This window comes from Thiobacillus sp. (assembly GCF_013693775.1).
GTDB lineage: Bacteria > Pseudomonadota > Gammaproteobacteria > Burkholderiales > Thiobacillaceae > Thiobacillus.
Genome location: NZ_CP059257.1, coordinates 3,349,931 through 3,366,223, shown reverse-complemented (window position 1 = coordinate 3,366,223; position 16,293 = coordinate 3,349,931). Strand labels below are relative to the sequence as shown.

11 protein-coding genes and 1 pseudogene are annotated in these 16,293 nt (G+C 63.2%); 3 read left to right on the top strand and 9 right to left on the bottom strand.

The window, feature by feature from the left end:
- Positions 1 to 100: 100 nt before the first annotated feature.
- The 3 genes from HZY77_RS16655 to HZY77_RS16645 form a co-directional block, all read right to left on the bottom strand.
- Positions 101 to 1,375: a hypothetical protein gene (locus tag HZY77_RS16655; RefSeq protein ID WP_296817221.1), complete on the bottom strand. Its 1,275-nt coding sequence runs from the start codon at positions 1,373 to 1,375 to the stop codon at positions 101 to 103.
- 113 nt (positions 1,376 to 1,488) lie between these two features.
- Positions 1,489 to 2,634 (bottom strand): ribonucleotide-diphosphate reductase subunit beta, encoded by a 1,146-nt coding sequence (locus HZY77_RS16650; RefSeq protein ID WP_296817219.1) that lies wholly within the window; start codon positions 2,632 to 2,634, stop codon positions 1,489 to 1,491.
- 641 nt (positions 2,635 to 3,275) lie between these two features.
- Entirely contained in the window at positions 3,276 to 6,182 is a 2,907-nt protein-coding gene (locus HZY77_RS16645; protein ID WP_296817215.1) for a ribonucleoside-diphosphate reductase subunit alpha, read from the bottom strand.
- A gap of 493 nt (positions 6,183 to 6,675) precedes the next feature.
- Here HZY77_RS16645 and purU point away from each other — a divergent pair, with 493 nt between their 5' ends.
- From purU to HZY77_RS16630, 3 genes are all read left to right on the top strand, one after another.
- Complete coding sequence (gene purU, locus HZY77_RS16640) at positions 6,676 to 7,530, top strand: formyltetrahydrofolate deformylase (RefSeq protein WP_296817213.1); 855 nt, start codon at positions 6,676 to 6,678, stop codon at positions 7,528 to 7,530.
- Positions 7,531 to 9,110: 1,580 nt separating this feature from the next.
- On the top strand, positions 9,111 to 9,710 hold the full coding sequence (gene wrbA, locus HZY77_RS16635) for an NAD(P)H:quinone oxidoreductase (protein ID WP_296817210.1): 600 nt from the start codon (positions 9,111 to 9,113) through the stop codon (positions 9,708 to 9,710).
- 10 nt (positions 9,711 to 9,720) lie between these two features.
- Positions 9,721 to 10,074: a DUF2069 domain-containing protein gene (locus HZY77_RS16630; protein ID WP_296817207.1), complete on the top strand. Its 354-nt coding sequence runs from the start codon at positions 9,721 to 9,723 to the stop codon at positions 10,072 to 10,074.
- Positions 10,075 to 10,148: 74 nt separating this feature from the next.
- Here the strand turns inward: HZY77_RS16630 and HZY77_RS16625 are convergent, their stop codons facing one another.
- From HZY77_RS16625 to HZY77_RS16600, 6 genes and pseudogenes are all read right to left on the bottom strand, one after another.
- Positions 10,149 to 11,339: an MBL fold metallo-hydrolase gene (locus tag HZY77_RS16625; RefSeq protein ID WP_296817203.1), complete on the bottom strand. Its 1,191-nt coding sequence runs from the start codon at positions 11,337 to 11,339 to the stop codon at positions 10,149 to 10,151.
- Between the two features lie 639 nt (positions 11,340 to 11,978).
- Positions 11,979 to 12,602, bottom strand: a complete 624-nt coding sequence (locus HZY77_RS16620) for an outer membrane beta-barrel protein (protein WP_296817199.1) — start codon at positions 12,600 to 12,602, stop codon at positions 11,979 to 11,981.
- 200 nt (positions 12,603 to 12,802) lie between these two features.
- A complete protein-coding gene (locus tag HZY77_RS16615) occupies positions 12,803 to 12,907 on the bottom strand; it encodes a helix-turn-helix domain-containing protein (RefSeq protein WP_296820945.1) in 105 nt (34 codons plus the stop codon).
- A 44-nt stretch (positions 12,908 to 12,951) separates the two neighbouring features.
- Entirely contained in the window at positions 12,952 to 13,107 is a 156-nt protein-coding gene (locus HZY77_RS16610) for a hypothetical protein (protein WP_296820964.1), read from the bottom strand.
- Positions 13,108 to 13,308: 201 nt separating this feature from the next.
- Positions 13,309 to 14,095, bottom strand: a pseudogene (locus HZY77_RS16605) (sigma-54 dependent transcriptional regulator); the annotation flags it as partial.
- 71 nt (positions 14,096 to 14,166) lie between these two features.
- Positions 14,167 to 16,209 (bottom strand): ATP-binding protein, encoded by a 2,043-nt coding sequence (locus HZY77_RS16600; protein ID WP_296817196.1) that lies wholly within the window; start codon positions 16,207 to 16,209, stop codon positions 14,167 to 14,169.
- Positions 16,210 to 16,293: the final 84 nt, after the last annotated feature.

Sequence of the window (16,293 nt, the reverse complement as noted above, 5' to 3'; positions counted from 1 at the left end):
AAACAGACTAGGGCAAATAGCCATGCAGCCAACAGATCAGGGGCAGATCTTTCAATATCATATATTGGCTAAAGACTTGACCTCGACTCCTTTTTGATTTTTATGCAAGCATCGGAAGGTCAGCGAGTTCGAGTAGATCCTTTCGATCTTGACTTTCCAACCAGATGAGAAAGCCCCTGTCCACGACGTTGAGCTTAAGGTTCGTCTGGTCGTAGTCCAGAACGATTGGTTTTATATCCTTCTTGACCTGAAGAGATGCTGTCGACTGCAGTGCCTGCGTGAGATTGCCTATGTTTAGGTCTGTCCTCTCCGGATGATGTTGACGAAGAACATCGCGCATATGACGATAGGTCAGGCCACGCTCTAGCTCTTTGGACGACGCGGTCAAAACTGGATAAAGAAGCCACTTATACATTTGCAGCGTGGTCTCCTGGAAGCCACTAGAAAACAGAGTTATAAAGGCGTTGTAACGACCTGTCTGCTGGTTAACCACCTCTCGAATAAGCGCAGGAACGTCAATATCCGCGCCAACCTCTACGAGGGTGCTTTCTTGTGTGAAGTTGATATTCTTGGAGAGGCATGCTCGATAGCAGGATTCTTGAACGATATAAACACTATCGAGACTGCCGGCAATTACAGCCTCTTTGAAAGATTCAGCAAAGCGAATGTTCATCAATGCCTCGCCGGATGAGATGACCTCGCAGAGTTCTTCTTTGGTCCAAAGATCGGCGTTCACACCAATGATGCGGCCAGTCAGGTCGCCGTTGTATACGGTAAGGCGACCTTCTTCCAACCACACTCCAACAATGATGAAGCATATAGGCGACTGCTCGTGAAAGGCCTTCAGCGCGACCGAGAAGTCCTTCTGAGCATCAATCGGGAGATAGTGGAAATCCTCAAGAACAATGTACTTCTTGAAATTAGCTAGCGCCGAAATGATGTCATTGACATCTTCGGGGTCTAGTTCAAGCGGCGCCGCCGTTACTGCTATTGACTTGCTCTCTTCTTTCTCACCACCGGCCTCAACTCCAACCCCNAGAACTGATGCTTTAAAGGCCGCCAGGATTTTATTTCTCCCTGTGGTCGTCTTTGTAGAAGACTGAGTAACTTCGTATCCCACGCGCTTCAGAATAGCGGCATGCAGCTCAGCAATTCCCCACTTGTTTGAGCAATGGACGACGATGTAGTCGTCGTCACGTAAGCAGTGCTTTCGAAGCGACGTTTTTCCCTGCTTCGAACTGCCATAGATAATTACATGTTTGTCGCGTGTCAGATTGGAAACAAAGTATTCGTCTACAGCTTTGCGAGACACGTAGTTAAGCGGTAAATCCCGCCCGATTCCATAAACATCGGAAACTCTGTGCTTGTTTTCCACCAATTTCGTCTCCCCTCTCCTAGTCACCAGCGGGTACACAAGTAATCTTGCGAGACCTGACACTTCGCTTCAACAAAAAGGCGCAGTCCCCTGCGCCTTTTTCATTCAGCCGGTCAATCCCAGCTCAACGCCCCGCCCGTCTGATACTCCGTGACGCGCGTCTCGAAGAAGTTCTTCTCCTTCTTCAGGTCGATCATCTCGGCCATCCAGGGNAAGGGNTTGGTGACGCCGGGGAACATTTCGTCGAGGCCAATCTGCTGGCAGCGGCGGTTGGCGATGAAGCGCAGGTATTCCTTGAACTGGCTGGCGTTGAGGCCCAGCACGCCGCGCGGCATGGTGTCTTCGGCGTAGCGGTATTCGAGTTCGACGCCCTTCTGGATCAGGTCGCGGATTTCGGCCTTGAACGAGGGNGTCCACAGGTGGGGNTTTTCCAGCTTGATGGTGTTGATGAGGTCGATGCCGAAGTTGCAGTGCATGGACTCGTCGCGCAGGATGTACTGGTACTGCTCGGCGGCGCCGGTCATCTTGTTCTGGCGGCCCAGCGCGAGGATCTGCACGAAGCCGACGTAGAAGAAGATGCCTTCCATGATGCAGGCGAAGACGATCAGCGACTTCAAGAGCTTCTGGTCGGCCTCGGGGGTGCCGGTCTTGAATTCGGGGTTGGTCAGCGTGTCGATGAAGGGGATGAGGAAATCGTCCTTGTCGCGGATGCTGGCGACTTCGTGATAGGCGTTGAAGATCTCGCCTTCGTCGAGGCCCAGGCTTTCCACGATGTACTGGTAGGCATGGGTGTGGATGGCCTCTTCGAACGCCTGGCGCAGCAGGTACTGGCGGCACTCGGGCGCGGTGATGTGGCGATAGGTGCCGAGCACGATGTTGTTGGCGGCCAGCGAATCGGCGGTGACGAAGAAACCGAGGTTGCGCTTGACGAGGCGGCGCTCGTCTTCGGACAGCGCGCCCGGGTCCTTCCACTGCGCGATGTCGCGGCTCATGTTCACTTCCTGCGGCATCCAGTGGTTGGCGCAGCCGGCGAGGTATTTCTCCCACGCCCATTTGTACTTGAAGGGGACGAGCTGGTTCACATCCGTCGCGCCGTTGATCACGCGCTTGTCGGCGGCCTGCACGCGGCGCGTGCTGGATTCAGCCGAGCGGGGTGCGGCCTCGGCGGCAGCGGCCGGCGCGGCGGATTCCTTGCGCAGGAAGGACGGCACGTCGACGGTACGGGCGGCGGGGGTGAAGTCTTCTTCAAAATTCAGCATCGTTTTTACTCTCCTTTGGTTGTCCCAAAGTGGGCTGGGCCCACACTGCTCTTTAATCTGGTGGCGGGTAATTCCCGCCCTTGTATCTAACCGGCCTTTGGCCGGCTCCCTTCGACGAGCTCCTTAACAGGGCGAGGCTTCGTCAGGCTCAGCCCGTACGGTTTAGTTTCTACCTGTCTTCGACAGCACCCGCTAAGGGTACGCCGGTGGGTCCCCGCTGCTTCGCAGCGACCCTTCCGCAGGCTCCCTTCGACGAGCTCAGGGCGAACGGCTAACGAATAACTAGCCGCACCACGCTCTGCCCAAGACGAATGGTCAACCTAAAACCAGCTTCGTCACCTCAGCACCCCGGTTNTCCCCCTTCTGCGCCACCTCGACTGGATCGAGCCGGCGGGGNAATTCGGCGAGCACTGTCTGAGCCCGCAGGGCGAGTTGCGCAGCCGCCCCGATGGCTCGGTTCAGTCGAGGNCCTGCCCCGAAGGGGTGGCGCAGCGGNGTGCCCTTCTTNTGGTTACTTTTCTTGGGCAAGCAAGAAAAGTGACCGGGCTGCCGGGCCGCTCCCGGCCAACGAACCGCCGCACATTGCGACATCATCCATTGGCCGGGTCTGCCTCTTCTGCGCTCCGCCTCCTGTTACCCCTTTACTGGCACGCCTCGCATTCCTCGAACCCGGGATCGCCCGGGCGCATGGTGCAGGCCTTGCCCTCGATCTCCGGCTCCGGCAGGTTGGCCGCAGCCCGGTTCATCGCGCTGCCGCCGCTGCTCATCGCCCCCGCGCCGCCGCTCGCCGACACGGCATTGAGCTCGCCGCCCTTGCCGGTGGATTTCTCCGCCGAGGTGGCGCCCATGGTGCGCAGGTAATACGTGGTCTTGAGGCCGCGGATCCACGCCAGCTTGTAGGTCTCGTCGAGCTTCTTGCCGCTGGCGCCGGCCATGTAGATGTTGAGGCTCTGCGCCTGGTCGATCCACTTCTGGCGGCGGCTGGCGCACTCGACGAGCCAGTGGGTCTCCATCTCGAACGCGGTGGCGTAGAGGGTGCGGATGTCGGCCGGGATGCGGTCGATCTTGGCCAGGCTGCCATCGAAATACTTGATGTCGGCGACCATGACCTCGTCCCACAACCCGAGCTTCTTCAGGTCGGCGACGAGATACTTGTTGGCGACGGTGAATTCGCCCGACAGGTTAGATTTGACGTAGATGTTTTGGTAGGTCGGCTCGATCGAGGCGGAGACGCCGACGATGTTGGCGATGGTCGCGGTCGGCGCGATCGCCAGGCAGTTGGAGTTGCGCATGCCGTACTGGCCGATGCGCGCACGCAGGCTGTCCCAGTCCAGAGTCGTCGACGAATCGACTTCGAGATAGCCGCCGCGTTCCTCGGCCAGCAGCTTGAGCGAATCCTGCGGCAGGATGCCTTTACTCCACAGGCTGCCTTCGTAGCTGGAATAGCGGCCGCGCTCTTCAGCCAGTTCCGTGGACGCCCAGTAGGCCCAGTAGGCGACGGCTTCCATCGAGCGGTCGGCGAATTCGACCGCTTCGTTCGAGGCGTAGGCCACGCGCAGTTCCTGCAGCGCGTCCTGGAAGCCCATGATGCCGAGGCCGACCGGACGGTGCTTGAGGTTGGAATTGCGCGCCTTGCCGACGGCGTAGTAGTTGACGTCGACCACGTTGTCGAGCATGCGCATCGCGGTGTGGATCGTGGTCTTGAGCTTGTCGAGGTCGAGCTTGCCGTCTTTCAGATGATTGACGAGGTTGACCGAGCCGAGGTTGCACACGGCGACTTCGTGGTCGTTGGTGTTGAGCGTGATCTCGGTGCACAGGTTGGACGAGTGCACGACGCCGACGTGCTGCTGCGGGCTGCGGATGTTGCACGGGTCCTTGAACGTGATCCAGGGATGGCCGGTCTCGAACAGCATCGACAGCATCTTGCGCCACATCTGCACGGCGGGGATGCGCTTGAACAGCTTGATCTCGCCGCGGTCGGCCTTGCGCTCGTATTCGGTGTAGGCCTCGGCGAACTTGCGGCCATACAAATCATGCAGGTCGGGCACGTCGTTGGGCGAGAACAGGGTCCAGTCGCCGCCTTCCATCACGCGCTGCATGAAGAGATCCGGAATCCAGTTCGCGGTGTTCATGTCGTGGGTGCGGCGGCGGTCGTCGCCGGTGTTCTTGCGCAGGTCGAGGAATTCCTCGATGTCCATGTGCCAGGTTTCGAGATAGGCGCACACCGCGCCCTTGCGCTTGCCGCCCTGGTTGACCGCGACGGCGGTGTCGTTGACCACTTTCAGGAACGGCACCACGCCCTGCGACTTGCCGTTGGTGCCCTTGATGCGCGAGCCCATGGCGCGGATCGGGGTCCAGTCGTTGCCCAGGCCGCCGGCATACTTCTGCAGCATGGCGTTTTCCTTGATCGCCTGGTAGATGCCGTCGAGGTCGTCGGTGACGGTGGTCAGGTAGCAGGACGACAGCTGGCTGTGGCGGGTGCCGGCGTTGAAGAGGGTCGGCGTCGACGACATGAAGTCGAACGAGGACAGCACCTGGTAGAACTCGATGGCACGCGCTTCGCGGTCGATCTCGTTGATGGCGAGGCCCATGGCGACGCGCATGAAGAAGGCCTGCGGCAGCTCGATGCGCGATTCTTCGATGTGCAGGAAATAGCGGTCATACAGGGTCTGCAGGCCGAGGTAGCCGAACTGGTAGTCGCGGCCGGCGTCGAGCACGGCAGCCAGGCGCGCGAGATCGAACTGGCCGAGCTTCTCGTCGAGCAGTTCGGCGGCGATGCCTTTCTTGATGAAGGCCGGGAAATACTCGGCGTAGCGGGTGCCCATCTGCGCCTGGGTGACGGCCTCGCCCAGCACTTCGTGGCGGATGGAGTTGAGCAGCAGGCGCGCGGTGACGTAGGAATACGCCGGGTCCTGCTCGATCATCGAGCGGGCGGCCAACACCAGCGCCTTTTCGACTTCGGCCATCGGCACGCCGTCGTAGAGGTCGCGCAGCACGGTGTGCATGATCGGCTCGGCCTTGACGTTGTCGCCGAGGCCGGTACAGGCGTCGGCCAGCAACGCGGCGAGGCGCGCGGTGTCGAGCGGCTTCTTCTGGCCGTCTTCCAGCACGTGCAGGGTGGCTTCGGGCACGCCGGCGGCCTTNTGCGCGGCGCGTTCCTGCGCGCGCTTCTCGCGGTAGAGCACGTAGGCGCGGGCGACTTCGTGTTCGCCCGAGCGCATCAGCGCCAGCTCGACCTGGTCCTGGATGTCCTCGATGTGGAAGGTGCCGCCGTTGGGATTGCGCCGCATCAGGGCCGCGGTCACCTGGCCGGTGATCGACTCGACCAGCTCGCGGATGCGCGCCGACGCCGCCGCCTGCCCGCCCTGCACCGCAATGAAGGCCTTGGTCACGGCGATGGCGATCTTGTTCGGCGCAAAGCCGACCACCGCGCCGTTGCGGCGGATGATCTTGTAGTCGGCGTAGCGCGTGTCGATCACGGCCACGTCGGCAGGCTCAATGGGNGGAATGGGCGCAGATGCGGCGGATTCGGTGGCGACGTTCAGCATCGAGGGGGCTCCTTGGTGGTGGTGTAACGAAAATCCGGGCTGGCCATGCCGGGGCGCGAAACATCCACACCTTATACACAGCTTGCCCGACCCTCGCCAACAGTTTTATTCACAACATATTGTGGTGCTGGCAGAGGCTGGATACAAATTCTAGGTGTCTTGCCCGGCATGTCAACCCGGAACCGGCGTGTCCGGACAAGTTTTTCATGGCCCCGAAAATCCCAAGGCAAATCAAAGTTTTTGCCGGACGGCATGCCTAAAGTTTGACCAGCCCTGCGGCAGGACAGGGCCTGGCGCCACGAAACGCCCGGCCGGGCCGTGGAATGCGGTGAAGTCCGGTTTGTCCAGTCCGCCTGCAGGCCGCCCGCGCCGCGCAAAGACTGCTGAATCTTTGCGCGGCGCGGCCCGGGCGAGGCCCGGCAGCCGCTTCCCTTAAGAGAATCAGGGGAATTTTGGTTATGATGGCGAAAAACCACACCTTCCCGGTCCGCCCATGCGTCATACCGCCGTCCTGCTGATTTCCTGCCCCGACCAGAAGGGACTGGTCGCCGCCATTGCCGATTTCCTGCTGTCGCACAACGCCAACATCCTGCATGCCGACCAGCACCAGGACGCCGAACTGAAGCTGTTCCTGATGCGGGTGGAATGGGATCTGGCGGACTTCAACCTCGACCTGGCCGAATTCGCCGCCGCCTTCGGCNCCNTCGCGGAGCGCTTCGGGATGACCTGGCGGCTCGCCGAGTCGAGCCGCAAGCCGCGCCTGGCGGTGTTCGTGTCGAAGTTCGACCACTGCCTGGCCGACCTGCTCTACCGCTACCAGAGCGGCGAACTGCATTGCGAGCTGCCGATCATCCTCAGCAACCACGAGGACACGCGCTGGCTGGCCGAGGCCTACCGCATACCCTTCCAGCACTTGGCCGTGCACAAGGACGCCAAGCACGAGGCCGAGCAGATCCAGCTGGCGATCCTGCGCGACCAGAAGATCGACTTCATCGTGCTGGCGCGCTACATGCAGGTGCTGTCGGCCGATTTCATCCGCCACTATCCCAACCACATCATCAACATCCACCATTCCTTCCTGCCGGCCTTCCACGGCGCCAAGCCCTACCACCGGGCGTTCGAGCGCGGGGTCAAGCTGATCGGCGCGACCGCGCACTACGTCACCGAGACACTCGACGATGGCCCCATCATCGAGCAGGACGTGGCGCGCATCTCGCACCGCGACAGCCTCGACGACCTGATCAACAAGGGGGCCGACCTCGAGAAGGTGGTGCTGTCGCGCGCGGTGAAGTGGCACCTCGACAACCGCGTGCTGGTGTATGCCAACAAGACCGTCGTGTTCGACTGAGCCGGCATGCTCGATTTCAGCGTTCCCGACACCGACACGACAGCCGGACACACGGTCGAGACCCGGCCGAAAGCCGTGGCGGCATGGCTGGACCGCCTGCCCTACGCCGACCCGGTCACCACGGCCCGCCAGCTGTTCGCCGCCCTGCATGCGCTCAACCGCCATCCGCTGAGCGCCGACGACCGCCACGCGCTGCTGGCGCAGTACCGGCCCGCCGTGGCTCGCGCCGCGGCCAGCCTGGAGGCGCAGCTCGCCGATTTCAGCGTGCCGCCCAACACGCAGCAACGCCAGGTCGGCGCCCTGCTGCGCGACCTGCGCTTGGAGCACAGCATCGGCTACAAGCATCTGCTGCGGGCCCTCGACGACCAGCGCTTCGGCCGCCCCAACGCCCGGCGCCTGGCCGAATTCACCGCCCGTCTGGCCGCGGCGCTGCGCGACGTGCAGGTGGCCAGCTTCCTGACCTACACGCCGCCGCCGACCGGCCTGTGGCAGGACCTGCACCAGCTCCACGCGTACGCGCAGGTCTCGAACGTGGCGGAACTGCCGACCGACGGGGTGCCGACGACCAGCCTCGCCTATCGCCAGGCCCTGTTGCTCGCGCTGGCCGATCCGCCACGCATGAGTCCGGCCGAGCTCGCTCACACCCGGCTTTACCTGGACCGCTACGCGGCCCTCGCCGCGCTGACCTACGGCGCCGTCCCTGGCCATCTCGGTTTCCCGGTGCCGCGCGAGGGCGACGTTGCGCCGGCCCATGCCACGGCCGGCGCCAGCCCGGGCAGCCAGTGGCTGGACACCGACGCGCTGTGCCGCCACGTGCACGAAACCGGGGTCCGGCTGCGCAAGGGCGAAACGCCCGAGCAGGTCGACCTGCCGCCCGGCATGGACCGTTCGCTCACCCTGTCGCTGTTCAAGAAGCTGCTCAAGGAGTGGGGCACCCAGGCGCAGCGCACCTACAAACGCTACGCGCCGGCGCCCGGCAGCACGGTGCAGGTCGTCGCCGGCGTGAGCGCCATCCACCGGTTGCTGGAGCAGCTTCCGCATGCGGATCAGGGCACGCAGGACGACNCGGACAGCCTGGCCATCCATGACGTCCGCGGGATGTCCGCCGCGCCAGTCACGGTCAACGCCACCGTGTGGACGGTGACGAACGAAAGCGCCTCCGGCTTCGCCCTCTCGGCCGCCCCGGACGCGCCGCTGAATCTGAAGGCGGGCGACCCGCTGGCGCTGCATGCCGGCCATGACACGGGCTGGTCGGTGGGCGTCATCCGCTGGATCCGCATGCGCGGCGTGCGCCAGATCGATCTGGGCGTCGAGCGCCTGTCGCCGCAGGTCAAGCCGATCTGGGTCCGGCCGCTGCGCGGCNCCCGCCAGTCGAATGCCGAGCCGGCGCTGTTCCTGCCCGGCCTGGCCGCGCTGAAGCAGACCGACCGCCTGCTGCTGCCGCGCCACCTGTATCAGCCCGGCATGGATGCCGAGGTGCTGGATGCCTCGCGCCAGACCGTCCTCACTTTCGGGCGGCTGCTGGAGTACACGCCGGGCTTCGACCTGGCCGATTTCACCCTGATTGCCGACAACCCCCTATGACCGAGATTCTTGTCCTCTACTACAGTGCCGGCGGCAGCGTGCGCGACATGGCGCATCTGATCGCACGCGGCATCAACCAGGTGGCGGGGGCATCCGCCCGGCTGCGCACGGTGCCGCCGGTGGCGCCGCGCACCCAGGTGGCCGAGCCGCCGGTGCCCGACGAAGGCGCGCCCTATGTGGAACTCGCCGACCTCGAGCAGTGCGCCGGCCTCGCGCTCGGTTCGCCCACCCGCTTCGGCAACATGGCCGCGCCGCTGAAGTATTTCCTCGATACCACCGGTACGCTGTGGGCCAAGGGCACACTAGTCGGCAAACCCGCTGCCGTGTTCACCTCCACCGCCAGCCTGCACGGCGGCCAGGAAACGACGCTGACCAGCATGATGCTGCCGCTGCTGCACCACGGCATGCTGATCGTCGGCCTGCCCTATACCCTGGCGGAAGTGAACCACACTACCAGCGGCGGCACGCCCTACGGCGCCAGCCACTGGGCCGGCGCCGCCGACGACAAGCCGCTGACCGACGCGGAACGCACGCTGTGCATCGCGCTGGGCAAGCGCCTGGCCGAAGCGGCGGTGAAGCTGGCGCGACCGTCGTGAGGCCAGGCGCATGAAAATCCTGCAAATCGCATCCAGCATCAGCCTGATCGCGCTGATTNTTCTCTGTGTCGCATGGGAGTTGTGGCTCGCGCCGCTGCGCCCCGGCGGCTCCGGGCTGGTGATGAAAGCCCTGCCGCTGCTGCTGCCGCTGATGGGCATCCTGAAAGGCCGCCGCTACACCTACCAATGGGCGCCGATGCTGATGCTGGCCTATTTCACCGAAGGCGTGGTGCGCGCGTGGTCGGACACCGGCCTGTCGGCGTGGCTGGCCGGGGGCGAGGTGATGCTGTCGGGAGTCTTCTTCTTCGCGGCGATCTTTTACGCCAAGTTCAGCGCCCCTTCACGCTTGGCCGGAACGCACTAACCCCCGCCGCCCCCATGATGAAAAAGCCGTCCATCGGGACGGCTACCAAATCAGGGCGTCGTACCGGGAAAAACTCAATCGTCACGGTCGCCCTGGTCCAGGTTATATACATCCAGGTCTTTTGCCTCCCTGATTTTCCCNCTGAACCCCAAGCCCTTGATGATGTCCTTGATTTCGCCCACGCGCGGACTCGTGACAGGCGTAAGGTGGGACAGCACCAGTTTCCTCACATTGGCGTCGATCGCCACGCCCGCAATCAGGGATGGCTCGCTGTGCAGAATATGGAACAGGGGATTGGGNGGCGCATCGCCCGCTTCCATGACCGCCGTGTCATAGATCAGCAGGTCCGCATCCTGCGAAATGGTCGCCATGTTGCCCTGACCCAACTGTTTCGGACCGATACCTTTGGTTCCCGTGTCGCCTGAATACACCACGGTGTGGCCCTTGTATTCAATGCGATAGGCCACCGCAGGAACCGGACCGTGATCCACGGCGATGGACTTGATCACGAGGCCGTCCGGTGCGGTCAGCACGGTTTGGACCGTGGCGCCGGGCACGGTCGACGGCAGGTCGTGAGCGGTATAGGCAAAGGTGCTCGCACTTTCACCCGGCAGGGTGGGNGGACCATTGTCATCGCTGATGCCGGCCACAAATGCCTGCAGATAGCGTTCGACGCCCCCTTTCTGGACGGAAAANTGTTCATCCACATAATCCGCGGTGGCCGGGTAGACCAGCAGACCATTCGGGTAATACACCCCNGGCGTGGCTGCGGGAAGCGTGGACGCGCCCGGGCCGTAGATATTGATGGGCGCGGTCCGACCGGGCAGCGCAATGCCTTGCGCGGCAGCCGCCGCGCGCGCCTGGTTGCTGTGGAAGTAGATGGTCTTGATCACCGAGGTCAAATCCCCNGTGTGGTCGGCGTGCAAGTGGCTCAGCAGCACGATATCCAGATCCCGGACATCCGTGCCGCTCTGCGCCAGACGCTGATAGGTACCGCCCCCNACGTCCATCAGGATCCTTGGCTTGCCGTCGGTAAAGACCAGGTAACCCGCACTGGCCCGGCCTTCAAGCGTGGCCATGGGGCCGCCTGACCCCAGCACCATCACCGAGAGGTCGCCGTCGACGCGTTGAAAAGCCGTCTTGCCCCTGTCGGCATCCCTATCCTTGTCGGCATACGCCGCGCTCGATACGGACGCCAGGATGGCCAGGGCCAGAAGGCCCCTTATCGTCTTGTTTGTCCTCAGCCTGGTTCCACGAAAATTCATTTTTGTCTTCCTCCTAATTATGCAAGCGCTCTCTGGTTGGGGTTCAATCCTCGGGCCTCTCGGATTCCACGAGGGGCGGTACCGCTACACCATCGTCATCGCACGCTCCTTTGCCTGATCGCCCATCAACTCCGGGACACCCTCCGCAAACCCGGCTAACCAAGCAATTCCCGTTCCTATTGTTTATTTTCAATAAAAACAGATTGTTACTCAAAATGCACGGGAAAAGGATTTATAATATGTAAAAATTCCGACAAAAATAGGAATCAAAGAAAACTGGCTCATTATTTCATTCAAACAGACATGAAAAATTTAGTTCATTGTATTTAAACAGCTATTTTTAATTTTATGTTGGATTGTCGTAAAACTACAGAGCATTTAATGCCTGATTATTGGCTTATAGACCGATATTGGTTCGTCATTTTTTGATATTAATTTTTATTCTGGTTACTTAATACCATCAGCAGTAGAAACGAAAACAATACAGGCTGGTACATTCATGCGTCCCGGGTTGGGATACCAACCGGCCTGATAGGCCTCTCTCCGCGCCCGATGTATCGCCTCGCTCGCCCTCGCTTCCGTGTCGGACATCCCGAAGCAAGGGGACGCAGACCCGTCGGCGAGGGGGCGGACACGCCGTCAGAAATTGTAGGCGACGCCCAGCGAAACCATGTTGGCGGTCATCTTGCCGGTCTTGTCGGATTTGCCGAGCCCGCTCACATGGTCGTAGTCGGCGCGCAGGTCGACGTGGTCGCTGAGCTTGTAGAGGGCGCCCACGCCCAGCAGGGGACGGACGACATGGGTCGATGCGTCGCCACTGGCTGCAATGGCCGCACCGCTGGCAGCGAGGCGGGAATCGACTTTCGCTGCGACCACGCCCGCCTTGCCGAACACGGACAAGCTGTCGCTCAGCGGCAGCGAAAGCAGCGCCGCCACGTCCACGCCGCCGGCCTTCAGCGAGCCCTGGGCGCCGCCGCCGCTGTAGCTAGCCGTGTACTTGGCCTTGCCGAAATCGATGTAGCCGGCTTCCACCGCCAGGTTCGGATTGAAGCGATAGCCGCCCTGCAGGCGCCACTTGGTGCTGTTGCCGGAATCGCTGCTGGACAGTCCGATGGCGCCATTGGCGAGCAGCGCACCGTCGAAGTGATTGCGGTCGAGCGACAGATTCGAACGGGTGATCTCGCCCACGCCGTAGAAACCGTCGGCGAATGCCGTGGTGGATAGAGCAAGCAGGGTGAACGATGCCAGATGCTGAAGTTTCATGGAGTCTTCCTGAAGTGAAGGGAGTGGCCGCCGGATCTGCCGGCGACACCTCCAATCTGCAAGCGCAATGCCAGTTGCACGGCCTCGCTTCAAGACATTGATTTCATGGAATACGTGGCGCACCCGCCGCCGCGCGCACCGCAGGACGGCACGGGGCGCATGCAAGAATCGTCGACAAAACTTGCAGGACAGCGCGGCGCTCAGGACTGGTCGGGACGGTATTTCTTCAGCTTGTACCAGAGGGTGCGCTCGCTGATGTCGAGCAGCGCGGCAGCCTTGGCCTTGTTGCCCTCGGCCTGCGCCAGGGCCTCGTCGATCAGCCGCGCCTCGAGATCCTCGACCGCCTGGCTCAGCGGGGCGGCGCTTTCTGGCTTTCGGCCGACGCGGTGGCCGGCCTGGGTTTGTTGTCGGCGGCGCGCGGGTTGAGCAGGAAATGCTGTTCGTCCAGCGTGCCGCCGCCGCTCAGGATCAAGGCCCGCTCGACCATGTTTTCCAGTTCGCGCACGTTGCCCGGCCAGTCATAGTCGCGCAGGCGCTCGAGCGCCCGCGGGGCGAGGCGGGTCGCTGCCGTCGAATGGCCGTGCTTGACGATGAAGTGCTCGACCAGGCCGGCGATGTCTTCGGTCCGCGCGCGCAGGGGCGGCAGTTCGATCGAGAACACGTTGACCCGGTAGTAGAGGTCTTCGCGCAGCTTGCCTTCCCGCACGCTTTCCAGCGGATCGCGGTTGGTGGCGGCGATGACGCGCAAGTCGAGTTCGATGATGCGGTTGCCGCCGAGGCGCTCGATGGTGTTTTCCTGCAGCACGCGCAGCAGCAGCCTGCAGCGGCAGCGGCATTTCGGTCAGTTCGTCGAGGAAGATCGTGCCGCCGTCCGCCAGTTCGAACTTGCCGACGCGTTCCTTGACCGCGCCGGTGAAGGCGCCCTTCTCGTAACCGAACAGCTCGCTCTCGAGGATGTCGGCCGGGATCGCCGCGCAATTGATCGGCACGAACAGCTTGTCGCGGCGCGGCGAGGCATGATGCGCGCGCGCGGCGAGTTCCTTGCCGGTGCCGGTTTCGCCGGTGATCAGCACCGAGGCCTTGCTCGGCCCGACGCGCTGGATCAGTTCGTACACCGCCCGCATCGGCTCGCTGGTGCCGACGAAGGCATCCCAGCCGCGCTCGATCTCCTGCCGCAGGAAGGCGTTCTGCTGCGCCACCGCGGCACCGTTCAGCACGCGCTCGACAGCAAGTTCCACCACGTCGATGTCGAACGGCCGCAGGATGTAGTCGCAGGCGCCGTGCTTCATCGCGGCCACCGCGGTCTCGATGGTGCCGTGTGCGGTGATCACCATCACCGGCACGTCAGACGCCTGAGCCCGCAGCGCGGCCAGCAGTTCGATGCCGTCCATCTCGGGCATGCGCAGGTCGGTGATGACGAGGTCGACGCTGTTCGCCTGAAACAGCGCGAGCGCTTCGACGCCGTTGCCGGCCGCGAGTACGCGGTGGCCCATCTTCTGCAACATGATTTCGAGGACGCGCCGCATCTTGGGTTCGTCGTCCACGACGAGGATCTGTCTGCCTTTCATGTCTCTCCCGATTGCCTGCGCGGCAGGCGGATACGGAACAACGCGCCGCCCAGTTTGCTTTCCGCCGCTTCGATGTCGCCNCCGTGGGCACCCACAATCTGCTGCACGATGGCCAGTCCCAGTCCGATGCCGCCTTCGCGCTTGAAGAAGAAGGCTTCGAACACGCGGGTCCGTTCGGCCGGATCGATGCCTGGCCCGTCGTCGGCCATTTCGATGGTCAGGAACGCGTCGTCGTCATGGGTCGCCAGTTCGATCTGCCCGCCATGATCGAGGATCTGCAGGCCATTCATCAACAGATTGAGCAGGACCTGGGTGATCTGTTCCGCGTCGCACTCGATCACCGGCCGCGTCGCCCGCAAGCGGGCGGTCACGCTGACCTGTTTCTTGCCGGCCTGCGCACCCAGCATGGCGATGCTCTTCTCGATCAGCGCGTGCATGTCCACTGCGGCATACGACGGTGCGCGCGGCCGGGCGGTGTCGAGCATGGCCGACACCAGGCGATTGAGCCGCTCGGTCTCGCTTTCGATGAACCCGACCAGCTCGCGCCCTTCGTCGCTGATGCCGGATTCGCGTTGCAGCATCTGCGCCGAGGAACGCAGGATACCGAGCGGCGTGCGCACCTCGTGCGCGATCACCGAGGACATCTCGCCGACCACCGCCAATTTCGAGGCGCGCACCAGGTTCTGCTGCGACTGGTCGATGTCGCGCATCATCTGCACGAAGGCGTCGGTCAGTTCGCCGACTTCGCCCCCGCGCGCGACCGGCGGCGCCTGCAGGATCTTGTTGCGCATGTAGCCGCGGGCAAAGCCGGTCAGCGCGGCGACGGGCCGGGCGATCTCGCGGCTGACCCAGCTGGCCATGGAAAAGGTCAGCAGCATGATGAGGCCCAGCAGGCCGAGGAAGATGAGCGCCATGCGATGGACCGGCGCGAGGGCCTGGTCGACGGGCTGGATGATCAGCGTGGTCCAGCCGAAGCCGGCGAAATTGGCATAGCCATGCGCACGCGCGGCGCCGACGATGACGTCGGAATCCGCCACCGGCGCGCCCGGCCGCACCGACACGGTCGGGCCGGCCGCCGCCGTGCGCCACGCGGCGAGCGCCTTGCCCAGCAGCATGCCGCGCATGCGGAGTTCCTTCGATGCCGCGATCAGCCGGCCGTCGCGGTCGAGCACGGCCAGCATGCGGCCGCCGCCGCTGGTGGCCTGGTCCAGCACGTCGTCGATCTCGGTCCAGTCGAGCTTCAGGCGCAGCTGGCCGAGCGTGCCGCCGGCGAACGCCGAAGCCACCGGCACCCGCATCACCAGCCCGCCGTCTTCCTGTCCGGTCGGCGATTCGAGCGCCACGTCCGCGCCCGACAGCGCGGCGCCGAGCCAGACCGGCCGGTCCGCCACCTGGCGGCCGACTTCGGCCGCATCGCTGCTGCTGATGATCCGCCCGTCACGGTCGACACACGCAAGCGCGAGATACACATCCTTGTAGCCGGCATGCAGATCGGACAGGAAATGCGAGAGGCGCTTGTCGGCGTCGCGCACCTGCAGGTCCTGCATGATGTCGAGATGGCTCCAGGTGGCGGCGTTCTGCAGGCGTTCGAACATCATCTTGTCGATGTCCGCGGCGACCCCGGTCGCCTGGATGGCGAGGTTGCGTTCGATCTCCGCCTGCACGGCCTCGCGCGCCTTGACAAAAGCCAGGCTGGCCAGAAGTATGGCGGGCAAAAGGCCGACGCTGAGGAAGGCGATGAGTAGCGTCTTGCGTATGGTCACACTGAGGATGGTAGCCGAATGAAAGTCTGGAATGAGGCCGGAACGCGACAAGAACACGAAAAATCCGGTCCGCCCCCGCCGACTCCGTGCCTGTCCTTGCGCGCTGTCGTGCGACGGCTCGCTGCGTTCGCCCTGGCGTTCGCGTGCACCCAGGCCGCCGCCGGGGACGGCGCATTGTCCGACGTCAACTACCGCCTGGGCGAAGGCCTCCAGCTGGCGGATACCGGCTTCTCGCTGGGCGGTTATGCCACGGCCAGCTTCGAGCACCTGCACCATGCGCCCGCCCGCGCCGCGCTCGACAACCTGAGCCTGTTCGTCTGGTGGCAGGGCGAGAGCCGCTGGAAGTTCTTCTCCGAGCTC

Bases quoted from the DNA above. Each gene is read 5' to 3' on its own strand.
- wrbA (WP_296817210.1), top strand. From the start codon at position 9,111: ATGACCGAGATTCTTGTCCTCTACTACAGTGCCGGCGGCAGCGTGCGC.
- HZY77_RS16620 (WP_296817199.1), bottom strand. From the start codon at position 12,602: ATGAAACTTCAGCATCTGGCATCGTTCACCCTGCTTGCTCTATCCACC.